The 23820-nt window shown below is 61.4% G+C and carries 31 protein-coding genes, 1 other RNA gene and 2 pseudogenes; 16 read left to right on the top strand and 18 right to left on the bottom strand.

The genetic code is table 11. The features are described 5' to 3' along the window. The first annotated feature begins 45 nt into the window (after positions 1-45). Both BSG20_RS11475 and BSG20_RS11470 read left to right on the top strand, forming a co-directional pair. Complete coding sequence (locus tag BSG20_RS11475) at positions 46-612, top strand: helix-turn-helix domain-containing protein (protein WP_072374752.1); 567 nt, start codon at positions 46-48, stop codon at positions 610-612. A 22-nt stretch (positions 613-634) separates the two neighbouring features. After that, the gene (locus tag BSG20_RS11470; RefSeq protein WP_177309834.1) at positions 635-1153 is read left to right on the top strand and encodes a GNAT family N-acetyltransferase; all 519 of its coding nucleotides are present in this window, start codon (positions 635-637) and stop codon (positions 1151-1153) included. A gap of 6 nt (positions 1154-1159) precedes the next feature. Here BSG20_RS11470 and BSG20_RS11465 read toward each other — a convergent pair. From BSG20_RS11465 to BSG20_RS11455, 3 genes and pseudogenes are all read right to left on the bottom strand, one after another. After that, positions 1160-1627: pseudogene (locus tag BSG20_RS11465) on the bottom strand (group III truncated hemoglobin). A 94-nt stretch (positions 1628-1721) separates the two neighbouring features. Then, entirely contained in the window at positions 1722-2558 is an 837-nt protein-coding gene (locus BSG20_RS11460; RefSeq protein ID WP_072374757.1) for a carbon-nitrogen hydrolase family protein, read from the bottom strand. 99 nt (positions 2559-2657) lie between these two features. Then, the gene (locus BSG20_RS11455) at positions 2658-3371 is read right to left on the bottom strand and encodes an LssY C-terminal domain-containing protein (RefSeq protein WP_072374760.1); all 714 of its coding nucleotides are present in this window, start codon (positions 3369-3371) and stop codon (positions 2658-2660) included. A 191-nt stretch (positions 3372-3562) separates the two neighbouring features. Between BSG20_RS11455 and recF the strand changes: the two genes are divergently transcribed. From recF to BSG20_RS11440, 3 genes are read left to right on the top strand one after another with little or no spacing between them, the layout of a single operon-like run. Then, positions 3563-4687: a DNA replication/repair protein RecF gene (gene recF, locus BSG20_RS11450; RefSeq protein ID WP_072374763.1), complete on the top strand. Its 1125-nt coding sequence runs from the start codon at positions 3563-3565 to the stop codon at positions 4685-4687. Between the two features lie 47 nt (positions 4688-4734). Continuing rightward, positions 4735-5508 carry a molybdopterin-synthase adenylyltransferase MoeB gene (locus tag BSG20_RS11445; RefSeq protein WP_072375187.1) on the top strand — a complete coding sequence of 258 codons (774 nt, stop codon included), beginning with the start codon at positions 4735-4737 and terminating at the stop codon, positions 5506-5508. Continuing rightward, positions 5505-5978 carry a GNAT family N-acetyltransferase gene (locus BSG20_RS11440; RefSeq protein ID WP_072374766.1) on the top strand — a complete coding sequence of 158 codons (474 nt, stop codon included), beginning with the start codon at positions 5505-5507 and terminating at the stop codon, positions 5976-5978. Before BSG20_RS11445 ends, BSG20_RS11440 begins: the two co-directional genes overlap by 4 nt. On the opposite strand, the gene BSG20_RS11435 is transcribed toward BSG20_RS11440, so the two are convergent. Then, positions 5975-6976 (bottom strand): 2-hydroxyacid dehydrogenase, encoded by a 1002-nt coding sequence (locus BSG20_RS11435; protein WP_072374769.1) that lies wholly within the window; start codon positions 6974-6976, stop codon positions 5975-5977. The two genes, BSG20_RS11440 and BSG20_RS11435, sit on opposite strands and share 4 nt — an antisense overlap. Before the next feature lie 181 nt (positions 6977-7157). Between BSG20_RS11435 and BSG20_RS11430 the strand changes: the two genes are divergently transcribed. Next, positions 7158-7697, top strand: a complete 540-nt coding sequence (locus BSG20_RS11430; protein WP_072374772.1) for an SH3 domain-containing protein — start codon at positions 7158-7160, stop codon at positions 7695-7697. Here the strand turns inward: BSG20_RS11430 and BSG20_RS11425 are convergent. The 5 genes from BSG20_RS11425 to BSG20_RS11405 form a co-directional block, all read right to left on the bottom strand. Further along, positions 7690-8682 (bottom strand): adenosine kinase, encoded by a 993-nt coding sequence (locus BSG20_RS11425; protein WP_072374775.1) that lies wholly within the window; start codon positions 8680-8682, stop codon positions 7690-7692. The genes BSG20_RS11430 and BSG20_RS11425 overlap by 8 nt on opposite strands. 153 nt (positions 8683-8835) lie before the next feature. Beyond that, positions 8836-9075, bottom strand: a complete 240-nt coding sequence (locus BSG20_RS11420) for a hypothetical protein (RefSeq protein ID WP_072375190.1) — start codon at positions 9073-9075, stop codon at positions 8836-8838. Between the two features lie 634 nt (positions 9076-9709). Continuing rightward, positions 9710-9955 carry a hypothetical protein gene (locus tag BSG20_RS36415; protein WP_072374780.1) on the bottom strand — a complete coding sequence of 82 codons (246 nt, stop codon included), beginning with the start codon at positions 9953-9955 and terminating at the stop codon, positions 9710-9712. A gap of 152 nt (positions 9956-10107) precedes the next feature. After that, a complete protein-coding gene (locus BSG20_RS11410) occupies positions 10108-10647 on the bottom strand; it encodes a hypothetical protein (protein WP_072374783.1) in 540 nt (179 codons plus the stop codon). 51 nt (positions 10648-10698) lie between these two features. Next, a complete protein-coding gene (locus BSG20_RS11405) occupies positions 10699-10908 on the bottom strand; it encodes a cold-shock protein (protein ID WP_072374786.1) in 210 nt (69 codons plus the stop codon). 321 nt (positions 10909-11229) lie between these two features. Between BSG20_RS11405 and BSG20_RS35565 the strand changes: the two genes are divergently transcribed. Next, positions 11230-11466 (top strand): hypothetical protein, encoded by a 237-nt coding sequence (locus BSG20_RS35565; protein WP_143147474.1) that lies wholly within the window; start codon positions 11230-11232, stop codon positions 11464-11466. Further along, positions 11424-12371, top strand: a complete 948-nt coding sequence (locus BSG20_RS11400) for an AEC family transporter (RefSeq protein ID WP_072374789.1) — start codon at positions 11424-11426, stop codon at positions 12369-12371. The genes BSG20_RS35565 and BSG20_RS11400 overlap by 43 nt, the downstream gene beginning before the upstream one ends. A gap of 57 nt (positions 12372-12428) precedes the next feature. On the opposite strand, the gene BSG20_RS11395 is transcribed toward BSG20_RS11400, so the two are convergent. Then, positions 12429-13004 (bottom strand): c-type cytochrome, encoded by a 576-nt coding sequence (locus BSG20_RS11395; protein ID WP_072374792.1) that lies wholly within the window; start codon positions 13002-13004, stop codon positions 12429-12431. A 154-nt stretch (positions 13005-13158) separates the two neighbouring features. Between BSG20_RS11395 and BSG20_RS11390 the strand changes: the two genes are divergently transcribed. Both BSG20_RS11390 and BSG20_RS11385 read left to right on the top strand, forming a co-directional pair. Beyond that, the gene (locus BSG20_RS11390; RefSeq protein ID WP_072374795.1) at positions 13159-13914 is read left to right on the top strand and encodes a 3-deoxy-manno-octulosonate cytidylyltransferase; all 756 of its coding nucleotides are present in this window, start codon (positions 13159-13161) and stop codon (positions 13912-13914) included. Between the two features lie 10 nt (positions 13915-13924). Next, the gene (locus BSG20_RS11385; protein ID WP_072374798.1) at positions 13925-14785 is read left to right on the top strand and encodes a prephenate dehydratase; all 861 of its coding nucleotides are present in this window, start codon (positions 13925-13927) and stop codon (positions 14783-14785) included. A gap of 39 nt (positions 14786-14824) precedes the next feature. Here the strand turns inward: BSG20_RS11385 and BSG20_RS11380 are convergent, their stop codons facing one another. The 5 genes from BSG20_RS11380 to BSG20_RS11360 form a co-directional block, all read right to left on the bottom strand. After that, positions 14825-15193: a VOC family protein gene (locus BSG20_RS11380; protein ID WP_024316260.1), complete on the bottom strand. Its 369-nt coding sequence runs from the start codon at positions 15191-15193 to the stop codon at positions 14825-14827. Between the two features lie 103 nt (positions 15194-15296). Further along, positions 15297-15524, bottom strand: a complete 228-nt coding sequence (locus BSG20_RS11375; protein WP_072374801.1) for a hypothetical protein — start codon at positions 15522-15524, stop codon at positions 15297-15299. A gap of 69 nt (positions 15525-15593) precedes the next feature. Then, positions 15594-16277: a helix-turn-helix transcriptional regulator gene (locus BSG20_RS11370; RefSeq protein WP_024316262.1), complete on the bottom strand. Its 684-nt coding sequence runs from the start codon at positions 16275-16277 to the stop codon at positions 15594-15596. Positions 16278-16302: 25 nt separating this feature from the next. Continuing rightward, positions 16303-17265, bottom strand: coding sequence for an NAD(+) diphosphatase (gene nudC / locus BSG20_RS11365; protein WP_072374804.1), 963 nt, complete (start codon positions 17263-17265; stop codon positions 16303-16305). Next, complete coding sequence (locus tag BSG20_RS11360) at positions 17262-17672, bottom strand: HIT domain-containing protein (protein ID WP_177309833.1); 411 nt, start codon at positions 17670-17672, stop codon at positions 17262-17264. The genes nudC and BSG20_RS11360 overlap by 4 nt, the downstream gene beginning before the upstream one ends. Before the next feature lie 88 nt (positions 17673-17760). Between BSG20_RS11360 and ffs the strand changes: the two genes are divergently transcribed. The 4 genes from ffs (at position 17761) to BSG20_RS11340 (ending at position 20800) form a co-directional block, all read left to right on the top strand. Continuing rightward, positions 17761-17857, top strand: an RNA gene (ffs, locus tag BSG20_RS11355) — signal recognition particle sRNA small type. Between the two features lie 47 nt (positions 17858-17904). Further along, positions 17905-19773 carry a DNA polymerase III subunit gamma/tau gene (locus BSG20_RS11350; protein WP_072374810.1) on the top strand — a complete coding sequence of 623 codons (1869 nt, stop codon included), beginning with the start codon at positions 17905-17907 and terminating at the stop codon, positions 19771-19773. A gap of 22 nt (positions 19774-19795) precedes the next feature. Continuing rightward, positions 19796-20119 (top strand): YbaB/EbfC family nucleoid-associated protein, encoded by a 324-nt coding sequence (locus tag BSG20_RS11345; protein WP_072374813.1) that lies wholly within the window; start codon positions 19796-19798, stop codon positions 20117-20119. Between the two features lie 69 nt (positions 20120-20188). Further along, the gene (locus BSG20_RS11340; RefSeq protein ID WP_072374816.1) at positions 20189-20800 is read left to right on the top strand and encodes a LysE family translocator; all 612 of its coding nucleotides are present in this window, start codon (positions 20189-20191) and stop codon (positions 20798-20800) included. A 1-nt stretch (position 20801) separates the two neighbouring features. On the opposite strand, the gene BSG20_RS11335 is transcribed toward BSG20_RS11340, so the two are convergent. Next, positions 20802-21320 carry a DUF992 domain-containing protein gene (locus BSG20_RS11335; protein WP_072374819.1) on the bottom strand — a complete coding sequence of 173 codons (519 nt, stop codon included), beginning with the start codon at positions 21318-21320 and terminating at the stop codon, positions 20802-20804. Positions 21321-21403: 83 nt separating this feature from the next. Further along, on the bottom strand, positions 21404-21886 hold the full coding sequence (locus BSG20_RS11330) for an Lrp/AsnC family transcriptional regulator (protein WP_072375193.1): 483 nt from the start codon (positions 21884-21886) through the stop codon (positions 21404-21406). Positions 21887-21995: 109 nt separating this feature from the next. Between BSG20_RS11330 and BSG20_RS11325 the strand changes: the two are divergent. Further along, positions 21996-22533: pseudogene (locus tag BSG20_RS11325) on the top strand (RBBP9/YdeN family alpha/beta hydrolase). Here the strand turns inward: BSG20_RS11325 and BSG20_RS11320 are convergent. Then, a complete protein-coding gene (locus BSG20_RS11320) occupies positions 22530-23153 on the bottom strand; it encodes an MOSC domain-containing protein (RefSeq protein ID WP_072374823.1) in 624 nt (207 codons plus the stop codon). The pseudogene BSG20_RS11325 and the gene BSG20_RS11320 overlap by 4 nt on opposite strands. A 56-nt stretch (positions 23154-23209) precedes the next feature. On the opposite strand from BSG20_RS11320, the gene recR reads away from it, so the two are divergent. Further along, complete coding sequence (gene recR, locus BSG20_RS11315; protein WP_024316272.1) at positions 23210-23815, top strand: recombination mediator RecR; 606 nt, start codon at positions 23210-23212, stop codon at positions 23813-23815. Positions 23816-23820 lie beyond the last annotated feature (5 nt).

Here is a 23820-nt window from a genome sequence, read left to right as displayed (position 1 = left end):
CCAGAGTGTGCAGTTTCTATTATAGTAGAATTATAGGATCGGATGATGGAACAGGCACTGGAGACGGCGATTGGCCTTCGCATCCGCAAGCTCCGGATCGAGAAGAATTTGACGCTGGATGATCTTGCCGACGCCTCCGGCGTCAGCCGGGCTATGATTTCGCGGATCGAGCGTGGCGAAGCGAGCCCGACAGCGTCGCTGCTTGCCAGGGTTTGTGCAGCGCTCGGCCTCTCGCTCTCGGCCTTCTTTGCCGAGGAGGGCGAGGTCTCGCCGCTTTCGCGCCGGCACGATCAGCAGGTCTGGCGGGATCCGGAGACGGGTTACATGCGCCGCTCCGTCTCACCGCCCGGAACTGCCTCGGATGTCGATATCGTCGACGTCGAATTCCCGGCCGGTGCCCGCGTCAGTTTCCCTCCGCATGCGGCAAGCAACGGCATGACCCAGCATATCTGGCTTTTCGACGGCGAGATGGAGATGACGACGGGCGACACGGTCCACCGACTCCTGCCTGGTGACTGTCTGTTCATGCCCGTCAGCGAGGGTCACCGTTTTCACAACCCCGGCAACATACCCGCTCGCTACTGCGTCGTGCTCGACCGTCGCGGCCACTAATTCACTTCAGGAGAGAATGATGATAGCCACGATCCGCCTTCTCGACGCCGCAGAAGCCCGCGCGGCAATTCCCGACCTTTGCGAGGTGCTGACCGATTGCGTGAATGGTGGCGCATCGGTCGGCTTCATGCAGCCCTATGGCAATGCCGATGCCGCGCCCTACTGGCAGGTCGTCGCCGATGCCGTCGCATCTGGCGCAACGCTGCTTCTCGTGGCCGAGATTGACGGTCGGGCCGTCGGTACTGTGCAGGTCGGCGCGGCGCAGATGCCGAACCAGCCGCATCGCGGCGATCTGAAGAAGTTGCTGGTGCATCGCTCGGCTCGCGGCAAGGGGCTAGCGCGGTTGCTGATGGATGCCGCCGAGCGCGAAGCTGCCGCCCGCGGCAAGATGATCCTGGTGCTCGACACGGCAACCGGCAGCGACGCCGAGGCGATCTATCCACGGCTTGGCTGGGAGCGGGTCGGTGTGATCCCGGACTACGCGCTGTGGCCGCAAGGCGGCCTCTGCGACACCACGCTTTTCTACAAGCGGGTTGCTTGAAATAGCTTAGGCCGGCTTGCGCATCGGATCGTCGAGCGCCGGATTGTAGAAGAGCGACAGCGTCAGGCTCTTGGCAATGCGTTCGGCGGTCGCCATGAACCAGGCCTTGGCTTCCGGGTTCGGGGCGATATCACTGAGCGTCTCCGAAAACAGCGCCAGCCATTGCGGGAAGAGATCGGGCGACATGTTCGCGACGCCTGTATGCGCCTGTACCGGCTTTCCGCCATAGGCGCCGCTGCGGAAGGCGACTGATGACCAGAAGCTCTTCATCTTCCGCATATGCTCGGGCCAGCGACCGGAGAGGCGGGCGTCGAACACCGGTCCGAGCGCCGGATGCTGGAGCACGCGACCGTAGAACGTCTCGACCAGTCGATCGATGAACGCCTCGTCGATCCCCATCGCCTTCATTTAGGCTTCAGCGCGCTCGCGAATGGCGGCCACATGCATCGCGCGGCCCAGTATTTCCGTATCCATCGTCAACTCCGGCACGTCGCAATCGGCGACCGTTCTCATATAGGCTGTCAACGCCGCAAGATGAAGCCGCTGCGACCCAGGGCAGCATTGCGCCTCAATAATCGCTTCTGTTTTCGCTTCTGGGGTTATCGACCATCTTCTCGCGATAGATGTCACCCTGTCGGGCCTTCAGTCGCCACGGCCGGGCCTTCTGCAGCGGAATGTCATAGACTGGGTCGTCGCGATCTAGCACCGCGGTTGCCAGGCTTGGTTCGGGAGCCGCTGGACATTGCGTCACCCAGTTTCCATCCGGGCCGATAATGCCGGCCGGCCCCTTTGTGGCCTTCTGCACCGGCGTTGCAGCGCCGATCCAGATGCAGTTCAGTCCCGCATGCGCGCGCAGCGCAATCTGGAAATAATCGGGAGTGCCGTATGAGGAAAAGAGCACAGCATCGACGCCAAGCCTCTCATATTCCCCGAAGATCTCCGGAAACTGCGATTCGATGCAGATCGCGCAGCCGAAACGATAGCCGTCGACGTCGAAGGTGATCGGCGCGGTGCCGGGCGAGTACCAGCCGCCAAGCTCGCTGTTCGACAAAAACCTCTTGTCGTAGCGGGTCAGCAGCGCCCCGGTATCGGAAAACACATAGAGGCTGTTGTGCGGCGGGTAACCCTCGGATAGCCGGTGCGCTCCGCCGATCACCGCGAAGATGCGAAGCTCGCCGCAGAGACTGGCGATTGTACGAAGCTCGGCCTCCTGCTGCGGCCAATCGAAACCGGCCCAATCGTCGGGATGCATCATCTGCAATTTCGAATATCCCGAAAGCGCGCCTTCGCAGAAGTTGACGACCCGCGCGCCATTGGCAGCCGCGGCCGCAATCATGCTCCGGATTGCGCTGCCGTTCGCGGCAATGTCAGGCGAAACGATGGTCTGTGCTGCGGCTATCTTCAACGGCCCACCTCTCGTGATTCGGTCCGTATCTTTCACCGATTCGACGCGGTGTGGAACCGCAAATCGGGAACGATGAAGATACGTGAAGCGAAGCCGGCGTTAAGGAGTGGCGAGGCCGCGCAGCACTCCGATCATTGCTTTCCCATCGCTGAAATAGGGATCGCCGCCCCCATTGCGGCCGGTCTTCGTGGCGCCGATGCCGGGGATCTCGTAAGTCGACGACAGTTGTCCGGCCTTCTGAAGATCGCCGATGATCAGACCCCGCTCAGCGTCGACATCGGGCGCGATGTGATGGGTGATTTGGCCGGTGTCGTGGCTGAAGCCGACACCACGATCAAAACTCGCCGAGCCGAGCCACAGCGGACGCCCGTCCGCACCGGTGCTCCTAGTTAGCCAAAAACGTACATGGTGGCGCTCGTCGGCGCTCTTGCCCACTGCCTTTTCAAACGCCAGATCCTGCTTGCGCCCCTCAAACAGCAAGGCGCTGACCGGAGCGTCGAGGTCGGGTCGATCGAGCATGACGCTCAAGCCGATTTCGGCCGATGTACGTAGCGTAATCTTGTCGGCTGGATCCCATCCGGCCGATGCGAATGCCCGGAGCACGTCCTCCTTCGAGCCAACAAGCCCAACATTGATCGGGTCGCCAGGAATGTCCTGTTCGGTGGTTGTGACCATTGGGCCAAATTCCCCAATGCGGCCGGCGTCGCGATGAATCCATATTTCCGGAATGAAGAAATAAGCGACAAGCAGATACGCAACCAACATGGCCGCCACACCGCCTATCGCTATCTGTGTTTTCGTCAAGCGTCGCATCCTACTCGCCCCCCGGTCTCGGCTATATCATACGATCCTCCTGCGATCGGTGCCAGCTTCCGCCGTTTTTATCGCGTCGATGGCAAGTCCAGGTGTACGCATGCGCGTCCTGGTGTCCCTATCGCGCCTCTCACCCTTGCCATCCGCCCTCGTTGCGCTTAGCTCTCGGGCACCACGAATCCGGATATCGAATGCCGCACAAGGTCTCCCTGTCCCGTCTAAAGCTGACCGACTTTCGCAACTACGCGTCAGTCTCGCTGTCGCTCGACGGTCGGCATGTGGTGCTGACAGGAGATAATGGTGCCGGCAAGACCAATCTGATGGAAGCCGTTTCCCTGCTGTCGCCGGGCCGCGGTTTGCGCCGCGCCACCTATGGCGATATCACTCGCGTCGGTGCGAGCGGCGGGTTTGCGATCTTCGCTGAGCTCGACGGCATGGAGGGCGAGGTGGAGATCGGCACCGGCGTCGACACCACCGATGATAGTGCCTCGCGGCGTTTGCGCATCAATGCCACGCCGGCGAAATCGGTCGATGAACTGACCGATCATCTGCGCCTCCTGTGGCTGACGCCGTCGATGGATGGCCTCTTCACCGGTGGCTCGTCCGAGCGCCGTCGTTTTCTCGACCGGCTCGTGCTCTCGCTTGATCCGGCTCATGGTCGCCGCGCCAGCGATTTCGAGCGCGCCATGCGCAGCCGCAACAAGCTGCTCGACGAGCGCCGCTTCGATCCCGCTTGGCTTTCCGGCATCGAGCAGCAGATGGCGAGTCTTGGCATTGCCATGGCAATGGCGCGCCAGGAAATGCTCGGCCTCCTCGCCCGGCTCATCGAGGAAACGCACGATACGGCGCCGTTTCCGGCTGCCGTGCTCGAACTCGCTGGCTTTATGGACGGCCAGTTCTCGCGCCCCGCTGTCGATCTCGAGGACGAGTACACCGCCGTGCTTGCCGAAAGCCGCTATCGCGATGCCGCGGCCGGCCGTACGCTCGTCGGTCCGCATCGCGCCGATCTCATCGTCCGCCACCGGCAAAAGCAGATGGAAGCAGCGCGCTGTTCGACGGGCGAGCAGAAGGCGTTGCTGGTCGGACTGATCCTTGCCCATGCCCGGCTGGTCGCCAATCTCACCGGCCACGCGCCGATCCTACTGCTCGATGAGATCGCCGCGCATCTTGACGAAGGCAGGCGTGCCGCCCTTTTCGACCTCATCGACGCGCTGGGTGGTCAGGCCTTCATGACGGGTACGGACCGCGCCATGTTCTCCGCGCTCGGTGAGCGCGCGCAATTCTTCACCGTTGCCGACGGAAGGGTTTTCGAGTGAGCGATGCCGCTTCCCCCACAACCAAAGGCCGTGGTAGCATCGCGCCCATGGAACCCCTGAGCCCGGAAGAAATCGCGCGATATCAGCGTCATATCCTGCTTCCCGAGATCGGCGGTGCTGGTCAGCAGAAGCTGAAGGCCGCGCGCGTGCTGGTGATCGGGGCCGGCGGGCTGGGCGCGCCGGTCCTGCAATATCTCGCGGCCGCGGGCGTCGGCACGCTCGGCATTGCCGATGACGACCGCGTTTCGCTTTCCAACCTGCAGCGGCAGGTGATCCACGATTCCGGCACGATCGGCGAGCTGAAGACGGAAAGTGCGGCCTTTGCAATCGCCAGATTGAACCCGCACGTCAATGTGATTCGCTTCGAGGAGCGCTTTTCGCCGGACACGGCCCGCCGTCACCTCTCGGGTTTCGACCTCCTGATCGATGGCTCCGACAATTTCGATACCCGCTATACCGCAGCCGATACCGCCGAGACGGCGCAAATCCCGTTGGTGACGGGCGCCGTCGGCCGCTTCGATGGCTCCATCACAGTGCTGAAGCCCTACGAGACGGCGGAGGATGGCACACCCAACCCGACCTATCGCGATCTCTTTCCCGAGAAACCACCGGCTGGCCTGATCCCGGCCTGTGCGGAAACCGGCATCATTGGCGCGCTGACCGGCGTGATCGGCACGCTGATGGCCATGGAAGCGATCAAACTGATCACCGGCACCGGTGAACCGCTAATCGGCCGACTGCTGCTCTACGATGCGCTTGCCGCCCGCTTCGATACGATTCGCTACAAGCGACGGCGCCAAAGGCAAAGCCAGGCGTCATGAAGATCGTTCGCATCGATGAAGGTTTTCAGCGGTGGGACGAGCTGCTGGCGCTGATCCTGTCGTCCTTCGCCTATATGAACGATCGCATCGATCCACCATCTTCGGCCCTGAAACTGACGCTCCCGAGCCTTGCCGACAGGGCGCGTTTAGAAATCGTCTATGCGGCGACGGAAGGCGAAGTCCTGCGCGGCTGCGTCTTCCTGCGGCCGGAGGATGATTGCCTTTACATCGGCAAGCTGGCGATTTCCCCGGATGCTCAGGGCCGGGGGATCGGCCGCAGGCTCCTGGCGGTTGCGGAAGAGGTGGCGCGGTCTCGCGCGCTAGCGTCGCTGAGGCTCGAGACGCGCATTGAGCTCGTCGAAAACCATCGCGTCTTCGTGCGCTGGGGATTTGAGAAGACCGCCGAAAACGCGCATCCGGGCTTCACACGCACGACGTCGATCGAGATGCGTAAGCCGGTCTCGGTTTAGCGGCCGGGCAGCACCCGGTTCGGCGGGCGATGTCCGTCGATGAAGGTGCGGATGTTGATGATCACCTTGTCGCCCATGTCGATACGGCCTTCGATCGTCGCCGAACTCATGTGCGGCAGAAGTACGACCTTACCTTCGTTTGCGAGCTTGACGAGCTTCGGATTGACCGCCGGCTCATTCTCGAAGACGTCGAGACCAGCGCCCGCCAGCTTGCCCTCCCGCAGGCTCTTGATCAGCGCGGCCTCGTCGACCACGTCGCCGCGGGCAGTGTTGACGAGGTAGGCGGTCGGCTGCAGCAGCGCCAGACGGCGGGCCGAAAGCAGATGGAAGGTCGCCGGCGTCGACGGGCAGTTGACCGAAACGATGTCGACACGAGCGAGCATCTGGTCGAGGCTCTCCCAATAGGTCGCCTCTAGTTCGTCTTCGGTCGCCGGGTTCACCCGCTTGCGGTTGTGGTAGTGGATCGAGAGGCCAAAGGCCTTGGCGCGGCGGGCGACGGCGGTGCCGATCCGGCCCATGCCGACGATACCGATGCGTTTGCCATGGATGCGCCGCCCGAGCATCCAGGTCGGTGACCATCCGGCCCATTCACCTGGCTGATCGGTCAGCACGCGCGCACCTTCGCCCAGCCGGCGCGGCACGGCGAGGATCAGCGCCATGGTCATGTCAGCAGTGTCCTCGGTCAGCACATTCGGCGTGTTCGTGACTGTGATGCCCTTGCGGGCCGCAGCCTCCACGTCGATATGGTCGGTGCCGTTCGAGAAGCTGGCGATCAGCTTCAGCTGTGGCCCGGCCTCCTCGATCAGGGCTGCGTCGATCCGGTCGGTGACCGTCGGAACCAACACGTCGGCGCTTTTGACGGCGGCAATCAGCTCGGCCTTGGAGCGTGGCACATCGTCGATATTCAGTTCCGCATCGAAGAGTTCGCGCATGCGCGTCTCGACCGCGTCGGGCAGCTTCCGTGTGATGTAGACCTTCGGTTTTTTCTTCGTCGTCATGTGCGCCGGCGCTAACTTGTTCAGAGGTCCTTAACCAAGACGCGGGATAATTTTCCCGTTCCGGGCAATTTCTACCAGACCCGCACGCGAAGACAAACAAAACTCGTCCAGCGTGCGCAGGAATGTCAAATTCCCGGAATCAGGCAGCAGTCCTGCCCTCATCTGAGCAAACGGAAGTCCCATGCATAGCAAAGTCCTGAAATCTTGCCTCGCCCTTGCGATCGGTTTCGTGCTTTCGACGGGAACGGCCGAAATGGCCTCCGCGCAGGCGGCAAAGGGACCGAGCGGCCTGCCGCTGCCGCGTTTCGTCACGCTCAAGTCCAAGCGCGTCAACCTGCGCATCGGCCCTGGCACGGACTATGCGGCCTCTTGGATGTATCTGAAGGCCGGCCTGCCCGTCGAGATCATCCAGGAATACGACAACTGGCGCCAGATCCGCGATGCCGACGGCACCGAAGGCTGGGTCAACCAATCGTTGCTGTCAGGCTCGCGCGCGGCGATCGCTGCCCCGTGGATGAAGGGCAAGGGCAAGTCCGTCTATGTCAACATGCGCCGTGATGCCCTGCCATCGGCAAGCGTTATTGCCAAGCTGGAGCCCGGCGTCATGATGAACATCGGTGAATGCAATGGCGATTGGTGCTTCGCCAAGAGCGACGGCGCCGAAGGCTGGGTGGCGCAGTCGGAAATCTGGGGCGCGTATCCTGGCGAGGCCTTTAAATAAGCCCAGCCTGCTTGCCGGCTTCAGCAAGCGACTTCATCGGCCGCGGGCCGATTTGCTGGATCACGATGCCGGCCGCGAGGCAGCCAAGCTTGCCGCAATCTTCCAATGTCCGGCCCTGCGTATATCCGTAGAGGAAGCCGGATGCGAACAGATCGCCGGCGCCCGTCGTATCGACCAGTTCCCTGATCTTGATGGCATCGACATAGAAGCGTTCCGTGTCTTTCAGGATCACGGCGCCGTCCTCGCTCATCGTCACGGCCGCGATCTTGCAGTCCTTGGCAATGCTGTTGAGCGCCGCCTCGAAGTCGTCGGTTTCATAGAGCGCCAGCACTTCCTGGCGATTGGCGAAGACGATATCGACAGTGCCGGAGCGCATCAGATCGAGGAATTCGCCGCGGTAGCGGTCGACGCAGAAGCTGTCGGAGAGTGTCATCGACATCTCGCGGCCGTTCTCGTGGGCGATACGGGCGCATTCGCGGATCGCTTCCTTGGCGCGCGGCGGATCCCAGAGGTAGCCCTCGAAATAGGTGACCTTGGACGCGGCGACCACGTCGGCCTCGACGTCCTCAGGCCCGAGATCGACGCAGGCGCCGAGATAAGTGTTCATCGAGCGTTCGCCGTCGTCGGTCACGAAGATCATTGAGCGCGCGGTCGGCGGGAACGTACCCTTCGGCTGCGTCTGATAGTGAACGCCCTGTGCGCGGATGTCATGGGCGAAGATCTCGCCGAGCTGATCTTCGGCGACCTTGCCGAAATAGGCGGCCTTGCCGCCGAAGCTCGCGACACCGGCTGCCGTATTACCGGCGCTGCCGCCGGAGGCTTCCACCGCCGGCCCCATGTGTGCATAGAGAAGTTCGGCGCGCTCAGCATCGATGAGGTTCATCGCCGCCTTGGTGATCTTATTGTCAATGAGGAACTGGTCGTCGCAACGCGCGATGATATCGACGATAGCATTGCCGACAGTCAGAACATCGAATTTGGTCATGAAAGGGAAGGTCCCGGTTTTGGTGATAGCCGGTGATCGGTCTTAGCGAATTTTCGCCGCATGGGAAGCGGAAATGCCGTTTGAGCCTATCTATGCCTTCGCAAAGTGCGCTGCTGCGGATCAAATGCCACGAGGCGTTCATCAAGCCGTGCTTCAGGTAACGGCCGCATAGATGAGGTCAGGTACGACAAGCCACTCGTTCTTGCGCAAGGCGGACACATCGAGCCTGCCACGTCGATCGCGGCGGGCAACTCCGACGAAACGATAGCGGCTGCCTCGAATGTCGATCACGCGAGCAGGGATCGGTCTGCCATCGATATGGCCGATAACCGGCCCGTCAAAACGGGAGCCGTTGAGGAAGAAATATTCATGGGGGAGGTTCCTGCTCACCATCCTATTGCCTTTCGTCGTTTGGTCGTGCGCCCAGCGCAATTGCGGACGCGCTTCTCATCGCGGGTTGGCCTTCTCCAAAGGAACGTCGCTTTTTGATGGCAACCTTGAAAAAGGACGCCGCGGTTTCTTGAGCTCGACGACAAATGACTCCCTTTGAGAACGCATCTATGGATCCTGATGGTTGGCGAGATGGTCAGCTGAAAAATGCAATCAACCTGACCGAGCGGTCCGAAATCGGCTGTCAAATGTTGACGAGGCAAGCCAAACGACGGCCTCCAAAGGGTGTCCAGGAATCGAGGTTGCCGAGCCGGCGAACACGGTGTCACCGAAAAGGAAGACGTTCACTTCGATATCTGCGAGGAAATCAAGATCAATCGCGTCTGCGCAGCGTCCGCAGAGCGTGGCGACATGCAGCCCAAAGTCGACAATGGCCGCAATCGTTCCCGACAAAGCTCCGACCTGTGCGCCGGCCGAGGATGCCGATGGCGGGATGACAGCCCAGCAAGGCGCTCGCCACCGATGCCCGGTCAACCGCTTCGCCTGCGTCGGGGGAAGGGTCGCAAGTATGCTAAACACAAACTCGCATTGAGCACCGATGGCGCCGGCGGCAGCCTGAATTGCTTTATTCCCATGATCAGGGCTGACTGCTGGAATTTCGTAAACTACCGGCTTGGTCAAACCGAGATGCGCCTGGAAGGTTCGCGACTGCCGACAAGTGCATAGCCTTGCGCTCGAAGCCCAGCGAATCCTCGGCAATCGCCTGAACGCCGTATGCCTCGTCCTCCGAGGAGATTAGATCGAGCGGAAGATTGCGCAGTTGCTCCCGTCTCCGGAGCCTGGCGAGAACGTCAGCTGTCTTATCCTTGAGTTCGAAGTACATTGCTGTTCTCCGTGCCTTGGTTCCGCGGCGCTCGTGGCGCCTCGTCATGAGGATGGAACGGTGATAGGCATTCCATTCGGACGCCGCGCTTCCGGCATTAAAATCTCATAGCGCCTAAAAAGCGCGAGCCGACGGAGCGTGTCATTTCCCGCCTAGTGTTCGATCTGCTGCTCTGCCACGGCACTGGCGATAATCTGATCAGAACCCTTTGCGTAGAGCGGAAGCGCCAGGGTGATCGCTTCGCTGCGCCCGTTGATGCTGGCTGTATATCGCTTGTAGACGCGATCCTGCCCTTGCTCTTCACCTGCCGAGACTGCGTTCACCTTCTCGACCAATGCCTTTTCGAAGACGGCTGCGTCGACGTCGCCCAATGCCACCGTGCAGCCTTCGACGATCTTGCCTCCGACATTCGCCCGTGAGACCACCAGTGCTTGAAAGCTTTCGCTTTCGCCGCCACTGACAATCCACCCTTCCAGCGCTTCGGGGTTTTCCATCGGCGTGAAGGTCAGCGCCAGATCCTGTGCCATCGAAGGCCATTCGTCAGTTTTCGCACGCTCGGACATGCGCTCGAAGTCTGGGCCGGAGGAAACGCAGCTGTCGTAGAAGAACGCAAGCTTGGAGCTCGCGTCATCGGCGAACGACGGCCCGGCGGCGGCAAGCAGGAAGAGCCAGACAGCAAAGCTACGCTTCATATTGTCTCCGAGCGGCAAAGTCAGTGCGGCCTTTCGGCCGCACGGATCATTTCAAACCGGGCGCACATTGTCGGCAGAGGTTCTGCCGGTTCGTCGGTCCTGTGCGACTTCGAACGCCACATCCATGCCTTCCTTCACGGTGTCGATTCCGCCTCGTTGAGCGGCCGTGATGTGCAGAAAGATATCGGTACCTCCGTCATCCGGCGCGATGAATCCAAAGCCCTTGTCCAGGTTGAACCACTTGACTTTACCTGTTGGCAAAATTTACCCCCATTTTGGTCTCCCCAGCCGACATGGGACATCGCATGATTTTGGCGGCGAACACAAGAGCCGTTGAAGGCAGAGGCGGGGCGGGGCGCGGGGCGCTGACAGCGCGAATCGCCAGTCCGCATTTTCACGGACTCAAATCCGATGGCGCTGGTAAGATTCGAAACCACATGCGCCACAATCGGCCGCTTGCGGGTTGCCTCGGCTCTTCGCAAAAATCCGTTGACGTCATCCCCATGTCATTTTCCTCTCCTATAGACAACGTCAACGAGATTGGCATGAGCGGCTTGCGGGTCGCAGTCAATAGAGAAGGGAATGATGCCCTTCGACGATACCGGAGCGACGCTGACCACGGATGGACTGGCAGCATCGCAAGCCGGCTATCCGGCAAGACCGGATGCGGAAAAGCGGGCGAGGCCCGCTTTTTTTGTTTTTGTGTCGCGCGTGTTTGTCATCCCGGCCGATTTGCTGCTACGCATGCTTATTCCCTCGCAAGGCAGCCGTACTGAATGTCAGCCATCATCTTCGACGTCCTTCCCATCTTCATTATGATCCTTATCGGCTGGCTGACCGTGAAACTGCGGGTGATGAAGGCGGAGATCGGCGATGCGCTGAGCGAATTCGTCTTCAAGATCGCCGTGCCGCTCTTGTTGTTCCGCACGATCGCGGCGGCAGAGTTTCACGGGGCATCGCCGTTCAGGCTCTGGATCGCCTACTTCTCCGGTGTTGCAGTGACCTGGATCGCCGCCCATCTCGCCGCGACGCGCTTCTTCGGGCGCGATGATCGCATCGGCGTGCTCGCCGGCGTGTCGTCAGCCTTCGCCAACACCATCTTCATCGGCTTGCCGCTCGTGCAGCGAACGGTTGGCGACAAGGGGCTCGTGCCGCTCTCGATCCTGATCGCGGTCCATCTTCCTGTCATGATGATTATCGGTACCATCATGATGGAGCGCGCCGAACACAAGATCTCGGGCAAGCAGGAGCGGAGCATCGCCAAACTGGTCCGCCAGATTGCCCAAAACCTCGTGCGAAACCCGCTGGTGATCGGCTTGGCCGGAGGCTCTGCCATGCATCTTCTCGGCCTCACGATGCCCGGGCCGGTGGAATCCATCGTCGATCAGATTGCCGGAGTCGCCGGACCGGTTGCGTTGATCTCGCTCGGCATGGCGCTCGAGAAATACGGGATATCCGGCAATGCTGGCATCGCAAGCGTTACCGCCGGCTTCAAGCTCCTGCTGTTGCCGGCCTGCGTCTGGACGGCCAGCCATCTGGTGGGGCTCGCCAGCGACTGGACGGCGGCCCTGGTGCTGATTTCGTCGGTTCCGACGGGCGTCAACGCCTGGCTGATCGCCAATCGTTTCGGCGTCGGCCACAGCCTGGCGGCATCGACGATCACGCTAACGACGGCACTCGGCGCCATCTCCGTATCGTTCTGGGCCTTGCTGCTTGGCGTCTAGCGCAAAGAAAAAGCCCGGCGCAGGCCGGGCTTCGATTCTCTCAGCAACAGAGCATGCTTACTGCGTCGCGCTATCCGGTGCGTTCGGATCCGGAAGCGGAACCGGCGACTCGGCCAGGGTGTGAAGGTAGAGGATGACGTTGGCGCGGTCCGTGTCCTTCGGAAGACCTGCAAAACCCATCGCCGTGCCGGCAACATATTTCTTCGGCGCTGCCAGGAAGTGGTTCAGATGATCGAAGGTCCACTTCTCGCTGCCGCCCTTGGAGAAGTCCTTCATGGCCGACGAATAGGCAAAGCCCTCGTGCGTGCCGATCGGACGATCGACGAGACTATAGAGGTTCGGGCCAACTTTGTTCGGCCCCCCCTTGGTCGCGTCATGACAGGCCTGACACTTCTTGAAGACAGCTTCGCCAGCCTTGGCGTCTGCCTTCGAAAGCAGCTGCGCGATCGGAACGGCTGCAGCCGGTGCGGCCTCGCCGCCACCAGAGGCGGGTGCCTCTTCGGCTACGATCGCGAAACCTTCCTTCTCCGGCTTCTCCGAATGAAAGATTCCCTCCGACGCGATGGAGACGGACATCAGAACGAAAACCGTCCCGAGCAGTGCCCCCACAGCCGTATTCACGTATGAATTCATCTGCAATGCTCCCCTTGCAGCCGGCAGACATAAAACCGGACCATCTTGAAATCGCGCGGAACCTATGTCTTTTGGCTATTCGTTGCAACAGTCTAAATGGGCTGCTGCGTGAGACTTTTTGACACCTTTCCGCCCGGATTAGAAGGCCCGAACAATGACCAGTCCAAATTTAGATCACGTGCTCGTGCTGATCCCGGCCCGCATGGCATCGACCCGTCTTCCGGGTAAGCCGCTTGCCGATATTTGCGGTCTGCCGATGATCGTGCAGGTGGCGTTGCGGGCGAAGGAAGCCGAGATTGGCCGCGTCGTCGTCGCCGTCGATGACCAGCGGGTCTTTGATGTCGTTGCCGAGGCGGGCTTCGAGGTCGTCATGACGAGCAAGAATCATCAGTCCGGTTCGGACCGCATCTACGAAGCGCTCAGGAAGGTGGATCCGGAAAAGCAGGCCAAGTTTATCGTCAACGTGCAGGGCGATCTGCCGACGATTGAACCGGAGACGGTTCGCGCCGCACTGCGCCCTCTGGAGGACCCGAGCGTCGATATCGCAACACTAACGATCGCGATCGATAACGAGGCGGACAAGACTGCACCGCATATCGTCAAGGTCGTCGGTTCACCGCTCTCCGAAAGCCGTCTGAAGGCTCTCTACTTCACCCGGGCGACGGCACCTTACGGTGATGGACCACTCTACCACCATGTCGGCCTCTATGCTTACCGCCGGTCGGCCCTGGAGCGTTTCGTAAAGCTTGGACCATCGGTCCTGGAAAAGCGCGAGTCGCTGGAGCAACTGCGTGCGCTGGAGGCCGGCATGCGCATCGATGTCGAGATCGTTGACACGGTTCCGCTCGGTGTCGATACTCCCGCCGACCTTGAGAAGGCGCGGCACATTCTCTCCGCTAGAACGAAGTGACGGATTTTCCATGAACATCAAGACCAACAGGATCGCCTTCCAGGGCGAGTTCGGCGCGAACTCCGACATGGCGTGCCGCGACATGTTTCCGACCATGGGACCGCTGCCATGCCAGACGTTCGAGGATGCCTTCGTGGCGGTCGAGAACGGCGATGCCGATATCGGGATGATCCCGATCGAGAACACGATCGCCGGTCGCGTCGCCGACATTCATCACCTGCTGCCGGAGTCCCGCCTGCACATCATCGGCGAATATTTCATGCCGATCCGCTTCCAGCTGATGGTGCTTCCTGGCGTGACAAAGGATGAGATTCGCACGGTTCACAGCCATATCCATGCACTTGGCCAGTGCCGCAAGATCGTGCGCTCGCACGGCTGGAAGCCGGTGATCGCCGGCGACACGGCAGGTGCCGCAAAGCTCGTCCAGGAGACCGGTGATCGCTCGATGGCCGCGCTTGCGCCGCGTCTTGCTGCGGATCTCTACGGTCTCGACATCGTGGCAGAGAACGTTGAGGACACCGAGGACAACGTCACCCGCTTCGTCGTCCTCTCGCGCGACGAGGAATGGGCGCATCGCAATTCCGCCGAGGAGAAGCTCGTTACGACATTTGTCTTCAACGTCCGAAACATTCCGGCCGCGCTCTACAAGGCGCTCGGCGGTTTTGCGACGAACACCATCAACATGACCAAACTGGAGAGCTATCAGCTCGGCGGCAAGTTTGTCGCAACGCAGTTCTATGCCGATATCGAGGGACATCCGAACGATCCGAACGTCCGGCGGGCACTGGAGGAACTTCGGTTTTTCTCCGAGAAGGTCCGTATTCTCGGCGTCTACAAGGGTCACCCGATGCGGGGCCAGTTGCAGAAATGAGAAGGGCGCCTCCGGGCGGGCGCCCTTTTCCGTTATAGCTTACTTATCCGGCTCACAGACACGCAAGCGATGGCCGTCCGGGTCGAGAACGACGAAGGTTGGACCGAAATCCATATCCGTCAGATCTTGCGCGATGGGTAGCTGGCGTTTGCGCCAGTCTTCGTAAAGCGTTGACACGCCGTTCTCGCCGGGAACCATGAAGGCGATCTCGGCGCGGCTGCCAGTGGCAGAGGGCTGCGGCGCGACCTTGCTCAGCCGCCAGAGACCGAGCGTGAAGCCGCCGTCGAGCGCGAAAGCGACGAAGTTCGGAGCTTCGGCCACCGGCTCGCGGCCAAGCAGCGATCGGTAGAAACCGGCGCTTTCGGCCGGGTCCTTGACGTAGAGAATGATGAGGTTCGGGCTGTTCATCGGGGGTCCTCGTTGTGAGATGGTGGCAGGCGAAGAAACGCCGCTGCACTCATCGGCAGCGGCGGCGGTCGTTTACGCGTCTTGGGAGTTGCGCTGTCGAGGTCTATCCTTCGTGGCAGGGGCGGCCCCAGTCCACGAAGCCGAGATCGCGTTTCATCGCCTCGGGCATGGTCTCTAGATCGAGGCGCGGATACTTGCTCCGTGCCATGTGGCGCGACGCGTTCAGCATCATCCGCAGCAGCGTGGATTGCGGGTATCCTGTATGAGCGGCGGTATCCTCGACAGGATGATTGCCACGCGTCGATCGGGTGAGTTTCAGGCTCGTCATCATCGGTCCTCCTGTTGGATTGATACCGATAATAGCGCTAACCACTGTCAGTTTATGGCAGTAGCATCGCGGTCAGGGTGCAATCTCTTGCTGGTCCCGCCATTCCTTGAGTAGCACTGCGCGCCGGCGCGGATAACGCCCGTCCTGGGGGGTCATTTCGACGATCCGATCCGTGCGGAAGTGACGGTAATCCCGACGCAATTCGCACCAGGCAACAACAACGCGCACGTGCTCGAAATAACTCAGTGCGAAAGGCCAGATATTGCGGACGGAGACGGTTCCGCTTTCATCCGAATAGGTCAGCTTGAGGATTCGTTCGCTGCGAATCGCCTTGCGAATGGCGCTGAGATCGGCCTTGTCGGCAACGGGCGGTCGGAGATGCACGAGCAGCGGCGATGTCTCGATTTCGTCGCGCATCTCTTGCGGCAGCACATCCGCGATCTTCGCCAGTGCGTCGGCGCCGGCGGCGGCAAGTCGCGGATCGGCGGCGCGCGCCACCCAGCGCGAACCGAGAACGAGCGCCTCGATTTCGTCTAGTGAGAACATCATCGGCGGCAGCATGAAGCCCGGCTTCAGCACATAGCCGAGGCCAGGCTCTCCTTCGATCAGAGCCCCTTGTGCCTGCAGGCTGGCGATATCGCGGTAAAGCGTGCGGATGCTGACGCCGGTCTCTGTTGCCAGCACCGCGCCGCTGACCGGGCGGCGATAGCGCCGCAGGGTTTGCAGCAGCGTCAAAAGGCGTTCGGAGCGTGCCATATCAGGGGCCTCGTTCTGTCAGGCCTTATTGCCTTTTCCACTCTACCCAATCGCGCATTAGTCGATGGGCGATCGCGCCCTTGGGCGGCGGGGCTTTGCCGGTCGCGCCGGGGCGTTCGAGCATCTCAAGCGTTTCGGCACGCGTGAACCAGCGGCAGTCCTCCAGCTCCTGGCTGTCGAACTTCACGTGCGCGGACCTGGCTTCGGCGTAGCAGCCGATCATCAGTGAATGCGGCATCGGCCAGGGTTGCGAGGCGTGGTAGCGGATCCTTCCCGTTTGGATTCCGGATTCCTCCAGCGTCTCGCGCCGCACGGCGTTCTCGATCGTCTCACCCGGCTCGACAAAACCGGCGAGACAGGAATACATACCCGGCGCAAAATGCGGGCTGCGGCCGAGTAGGCAGAGATCGCGTTCCTCGTCGATCGTCAGCATGATGACGACGGGATCGGTGCGCGGGAAGATTTCGTGTCCGCAGGCCGCGCAGACGCGCTTGTACCCGCCGATATGGATTTCCATGGTCGAGCCGCAGCGACCGCAGAACTTGTTGTCCCGGTTCCAGCGAATGAGGCTTGCGCCCTGGGCGAACTCACCGAGAAGGACTTCATCAAGCAGCATCTCGCGAAATAGCGAGCGTCCGTCCGAGGGCTTGTATTGGCTAGCCAATTCCTCTTCCGCGACGCCGACGGGAACCGCAAGCCGGGGCTCGCCGGTCTTGCGATAGCCGAGCAGCACTGTTTCGTCCCAGTTCGGCCGCAGGTCTTTCAGTTCGTAACGGGCAAACAGCGGATCGAGCACCTGTCCGTCGTGCTTCAATACCAATTTGTCGCCCGCAAAAGCGAAGATATGCGTTCCCTCCTTCGCAAGTGCCTTGTCGACGGAAGTCTCGTCGCGATGTTCGGAATCGCGGATCAGGTCGTTGGCAGCGAAGGCAGTCAGGCTGCTGGGTTCCGGATGCGGAACATCCGAATCGAAAAGCGAACGGCTCATGATGAAAGGGCTTCCCGCAACTTCTCCATAAGGTCATCTCTCTTATCCGCCGCATAGGGTTCCGCCTTGCCAAATCCCCAAACCGGATTTGGCCAATTGGCATCGCCTTCGAAGCGGGCAATGACATGAACATGAAGCTGACGGACGATATTGCCAAGGGCCCCGATATTGATTTTTGCCGCGCCGGTGATCTTCTTCAGGGCGGAGGCGACCATCTCCGTCTCGAATGTCAGCAACACCTGGTCGAGCGGGGTCAGTTCGAAGACTTCGGTGACATCCGTCCTGCGCGGTACGAGAATCAGCCACGGCCAACGGGCGTCCTTCGACAGCCTGAGATCGCAGAGCCCCGTCTGCATAACTCTGTCGCTATCGCTTTCCAACCGACGGTCGAGCTTGAAATCGTCCAACGGGCATTCCTCCATGTTTTCTTGAGGCTAGCAGTTTTTTTTGAGCTTGGCTTGCTTTTGATGGCGATATTGCCGATATGTGCATCCGGGAGGTTGGTGGTGGACGAGCCACTCGCCAACCGGGTCAGGTCCGGAAGGAAGCAGCCCTAACGAGCCCGGCACGGGTCATCGTGCCAGCCTCCCACCCTTCTCTCCATCCTTTGCCCGATGAGTCCGGGCGCTAAGCAGGGCGATGAGCGACACCGAGCGACAATCAAAAGATGCCGCCTCGACGGGCACCGGATACCGGGTGCTGGCACGCAAATACCGCCCCAAGGATTTCACGGATCTGATGGTCGGCCAGGAGCCGATGGTCCAGACCCTGACCAACGCTTTCGAGACCGGCCGCATTGCGCAGGCCTACATGCTGACCGGTGTTCGCGGGGTCGGCAAGACGACGACGGCCCGCATCCTTGCCCGCGCCCTGAACTACAAGACCTCAGAGGTCGACAAGCCGACGATCGATCTGCGCATTCCCGGCGAGCACTGCCAGGCGATCATGGAAGGCCGGCATGTCGATGTCATCGAGATGGACGCCGCCTCTCATACGGGTATCGACGATATCCGCGAGATCATCGAGCAGGTGCGCTACCGTCCGGTTTCGGCGCGCTACAAGGTCTACATCATCGACGAAGTGCACATGCTTTCGACGCAGGCCTTCAACGGCCTGCTGAAGACGCTCGAAGAGCCGCCCGAACATGTGAAATTCATCTTCGCCACCACCGAAATCCGCAAGGTGCCTATCACGGTCCTGTCGCGCTGCCAGCGCTTTGACCTGCGCCGCATCAGCGCCTCGGATCTCGTCGGCCTCTTCACCACGATCGCATCGAAGGAAGGCATCGAGGCAGAGCCCGATGCGCTGGCGATGATCGCCCGCGCCGCCGAAGGCTCGGCACGTGACGGTCTGTCGCTGCTTGATCAGGCAATCGCCCATGGCGGCGGCGCCGTTTTGACCGAAGCCGTACGCGGCATGCTCGGCCTTGCCGACCGCGCTCGCATCGTCGATCTCTTTCATTACATCGTCAAAGGTGATGTTGCTGCGGCGCTGCGCGAATTCGAAGGCCAGTACGAAGCTGGTGCCAATCCGGTTGCGGTGCTGACCGACCTTGCCGATTTCACGCATCTCGTGACGCGGCTGAAGTATGTGCCGGACGCGGCGAACGACCCTTCGCTCAGCGAGATCGAACGCACAAAGGCTGCGGAATTCGCCCAGGGCGTGGCGGTGACGGCGCTGTCGCGCATCTGGCAGATGCTGTTGAAGGGCATTCCGGAAGCCGAAGGCTCCTCGCGCCCGGCAGGCGCCGCCGAGATGGTGCTGATCCGACTGGCGCATGCCGCGCATCTACCGGCACCTGAGGATGCTGCCCGTCGCCTCGCGGAGTTTTCCGAGACGAACGGTGGAAGCCGTCCGTCTGCGCCGTCGGGCAACAGCGGTGGCGGCGCAACGGTGAACTATCAGGGCAATCTGGCGGCGCGATCGACGGACCCGATACCGCGTCCGCAGCCGGTAGGGCCGACCGCCATGCTGCGTGCGGTTCCCAATCCCGATCCGCATTACGCGCCGGTTGGGCGTGTCGAGACGAAGCCCACCGAGGCGCCGAAGCCATTGGTGCCGGTCAATTCCATCGCCGATCTCGCCAATCTAGCAGGCGACAAGCGCGATGCGAAGATCAAGGCGCTGGTGCGCAACTTCGTCCGTCCCGTTCGCATCGAACCCGGTCGCCTCGACGTCAATCTGACCGAAGGCGCCCCCGGCACGCTGCTCAACGAACTGGCGGTCAAACTCAAGGACTGGACGGGCATCCATTGGATCGTCAGCCTCAGCCGCGAGCAGGGCCAGCCGACGATTGTCGAGGCCGAAGCCAGCGCCAAGGCGCAGCAGGTGAGCGACGCCCGGCAGGACCCGGATGTGGCGGCGATCCTCGCGCAGTTCCCGGGCGCCAAGATCATCGACGTGCGCGTGCGGGCACCGGAGCCGGACGAGGAAGAGGAGGTCAAGGCGCCTGCCGCTGCCGAATCCGATGAAGGCGACATCCTGCCCGGCGACGACATAATATTCTGAGTTATCGAGAAGGAGCGAGACGATGCGCGACATCATGGGCATGATGGGCAAAGTCAAGGAAATGCAGGCCAAGATGGAGAAAATGCAGGCGGAGATCGCCGAACTCCATGCGGAAGGCAAGTCGGGTGGCGGCCTCATTACCGTGGTCCTCAATGGCAAGGGCGAGATGCAGAGCCTGAAGATCGACCCGTCGCTATTCAAGGAAGACGATGTCGAGATTCTCGAAGACCTGATTGTTGCCGCTCACAAGGATGCCAAGGACAAGGCCGAAGCCGCCGCGGCTGAGAAGACCAAGGCGCTGACCGCCGGCCTGCCGATCCCGCCCGGCTTCAAGATGCCGTTCTGATCGGCCAGTAGCCCGAAGGAGCGGTGCCGGCAACCTGGCACCGCTCCCGTCATTTGAGGGGGGATTCGGATGACGTTGACCAGCCTGTTCGTCTTTGCCTGCGCGCTGTTCGTGGCTGCCGGCTCTCCGGGGCCGAGCGTTGCTGCCCTCGTCGCCCGTGTGATCTCCAAGGGCGCGCGTGACGTTCTTCCCTTCCTGGCGGCCATGTGGCTCGGCGAGGCGATCTGGCTGACCTGCGCCGTTGCCGGTCTCGCCGCGATCGCCGAAACCTTCCATTACGCCTTCGTTGCCATCAAGGGGCTCGGCGTCTGCTATCTGCTCTATCTCGCCTGGAAGATGTGGTTTGCCTCGCCGGACCGTGAGGCTGAATCGCTGCCCGACACGCAATCGTCGCTAAAGCTTTTCTTCGCTGGCATGACGGTGACGCTAGGCAACCCGAAGATCATGATGTTCTATATGGCGCTGCTGCCCTCGATCATCGACATCCGCGCCGTGACCATGGTCGGCTGGGGCGAACTCGTCGGGACGATGCTTCTGGTGCTGATCGTCATCGATATCAGTTGGGCGCTGCTCGCGGCGAAGGCGAGAGGCTTCCTGAAAAGCCGCCGCGCTATTCGTGTGGCCAATCGGGCCAGCGCCGGAACGATGGCCGGCGCTGCGGTCGCGATCGCGATGCGTTAGGCTATCGCTGTGAGATATGCCGCTTGGGAGCCGGTGCCGGCGGCACCCAAGTCAGAATCATGTTGGCAACGCCTGCGGCGATATTGAGACCGGACGTGCCCTCCGCCGAGACTGGCTGCAGCGCAATCGAGCCTTCGAAACCGCCGATAAGGACATTAGCCCCGACACCGAGGCCGACAGTCGCATTGGCTGCGACGCCGGAGTAGCTTCCCTGCAGAGCGCCGTCGAGCCGGTTGGTCGGTGCATAGACGAGCCAAATCATTCCGCCGCCCGCCAGCGTGCCGATATCAATGCCGAGCTTAGTGATTGTACCGGTATAGCGTTCGCTCGGCCGTCCCGGCGAAGACGGGGTGAATATGCAGTTGAGCGTCCGTTTCGAACCGATGATCACGCCAAATCCGGGAGATATGTCACAGCCAAGCGAGCCGACTTTGACGCGGGCAGCCGCCGGCGTCGCTGATAGGAAGGTAGTGGCCGTTGCGGCGATGACTACCGCCGCGATAAGTCTTGCGATGGACATGCGAGCCTCCTTCGATTTACACTCCGTGCGTGAAAAACTAGGAGCGTCGGCCTCGTCAGCAAGTGGCAGTGGTTGAAATCGCGTCAGAGGTGGTGTCGCGCCAGTTTCACCAGTTCGCGGCCGATCGGCTTCATCGGTTCGCCGCGCAATACGAGGGAGGTCGTCACTGCGCCGTAGCGCGCGATGCTGTCGACGATGATCTCAAGCTCGGACGGCGAGGGGACCAGGACCTTCAACACGAAGCAATCCTCTCCCGTCAGCCTGAGAACCTCGACAATCTGTGGCATTTCCGAGAATTGCTTGAGACAGCTGCGGATATGTTCGTGGCTCGTACGCAGCCGAACGACGGCCATCATGCCCAGCCCGAGGGCCGCGGCATTGACGCGGGCACTGTAACCCTCGATGATTCCCCGTTCTTCCAGGCGTTTCAGCCGCTCGGACGCAGCCGGTTGCGACAGACCGACCTTGCGCCCGAGTTCGGAAACAGAGATGCGCCCGTCCGCCTGCATGATCTCGACGATCAGCATGTCGGTCGGGTCGAGTTGTCGGCTCATAAAACCAGCCATCATTCTTCGCCTTTAATTCATCGGTTGAACGATGATTTCTCCGATGATTTCCTATGTCGTTTGCGGACTATCTCACGCAGCTTATGCGTCGAGCAACAGGAAGGAAGCGATGCGAGATATCATCATGGTGCCGGGCATTGGCGGGTCTGGCGAAGCACACTGGCAGTCCCGATGGGAGGCGGCCGATCCCCGCATGCGGCGGTTTTCTCCCTCAAACTGGGATCGGCCGGACCTCGAGGATTGGATCGCCGCGCTGGACCGGGCTGCAGGACAATCGGAGAACGAACCGCTTCTCGTCGCCCACAGCCTCTCGTGCCTTCTGGTTGCCCATTGGGCGCGGCGGGCGGCGCATCGCGTCAGCGGCGCCTTGCTGGTCGCGCCACCGGACCCACGCTCGCCGGTTTTCCCCCCCGGAGGCCGCCGGCTTTGCCGATCCACCTTTCACGGCCCTTCCGTTCCTGTCGCTTGTCATAGCCAGTAGCGACGACCCTTTCGGTTCGCTCGACTATGCGCGTACCAAGGCCGATGCTTGGGGTAGCGAATTCATGGGTATCGGTGCCCGCGGTCACATCAATGAGAAGAGCGGGCTCGGCGAGTGGCCGGAGGGAAGGGCGGCATTGGCGGCTTTTGAGGCGCGCCTGCGCTAGGTGCCTGCCTGCACTGCCAAGATATTGCGCAGTTTATAGTGGATCGGTGCTGCGAGATAGCGGCTGCGATCCTGCGCCGCGAGTGTCTTGCCGAAGGTCGCGATCATCTCCGGCATCGTCACCTTCTCGCCGTCATAGGGCCGATAGTCGACAGTTATTCCGGCGGCGATTGCCCCACCGTGAAGAACGCGGCAATAGATGCCTGGCCGCGCTGCCTGTGTGTAGCGCTTGATAAACAGCGGGTCGCCCATCCGGGCGGCAAAAGTGGCGCAAGGGATGCGTGCGCTGGTGACCTCCAGAACAAGATCGCCGGCTATGAATCTATCGCCCACCGAGACCATGCGGTTATCGAGGTCGTCGATCACCATGTTCTCTCCGAACGTCCCCGGCTCGATTGGCCGCCCAAGCTCCTTTGACCACCAGTCGAGCGTCAGCGAACCCTCGAGATAGACGGCCTGGTCAGCGCCGCCATGGTGTTTCCGGTTACAAATGGCGTCGCCGACAAGCCCCTCGGCATCGACGAGCACGTTGCCGCCGACGGGATGCTTGTAGATGCCGGTCTTGTAGCTCTTGCCGGGTAGCCGCTCGGCACTGCCAATGCAGACGGCGAGGATTTTCATCGAGCGGCGCTCCCAAGCTGTTTCCGTTTTTACAACATATGGGCTAATAACCCCTCATGGCAAAGCGAGTCACCGGCCCCGAGATCGAAAAACTGATTCAGCTTCTGGCGAAGGTGCCCGGCCTCGGTCCGCGGTCCGCGCGCCGGGCTGCCCTGCACCTCATCAAGAAGAAAGACCAGCTGCTCGGCCCCTTGTCGAATGCGATGGGCGAGGCCTATGACAAGGTCAAGATCTGCTCGCATTGCGGCAATGTCGATACGGTTGATCCCTGCACGGTCTGCACGGACGACCGGCGCGACCAATCCGTCATCATCGTCGTCGAAGATGTCTCTGACCTCTGGGCGCTGGAGCGTGCCGGCGCCTTGAACGCGACCTATCATGTACTCGGCGGCACCCTCTCACCGCTGGATGGTGTCGGGCCTGATGACCTCAACATTCGCGGTCTGATCGAGCGCGCCAGCGCCGGCGGCATCCGCGAACTAATCATTGCGGTCAATGCGACCGTCGAGGGGCAGACGACAGCACACTATATAACCGACCAGCTGAGCGGGCTCGACGTGAAGATCACGCGCCTCGCCCACGGCGTCCCGGTCGGCGGCGAGCTCGACTATCTCGACGAAGGAACACTGCAAGCGGCGCTCAGAGCACGTACAGCAATCTAGGGGGA

Source organism: Rhizobium tibeticum (assembly GCF_900110205.1).
GTDB lineage: Bacteria > Pseudomonadota > Alphaproteobacteria > Rhizobiales > Rhizobiaceae > Rhizobium > Rhizobium tibeticum.
This window is presented reverse-complemented; position numbering and strand designations above follow the sequence as displayed.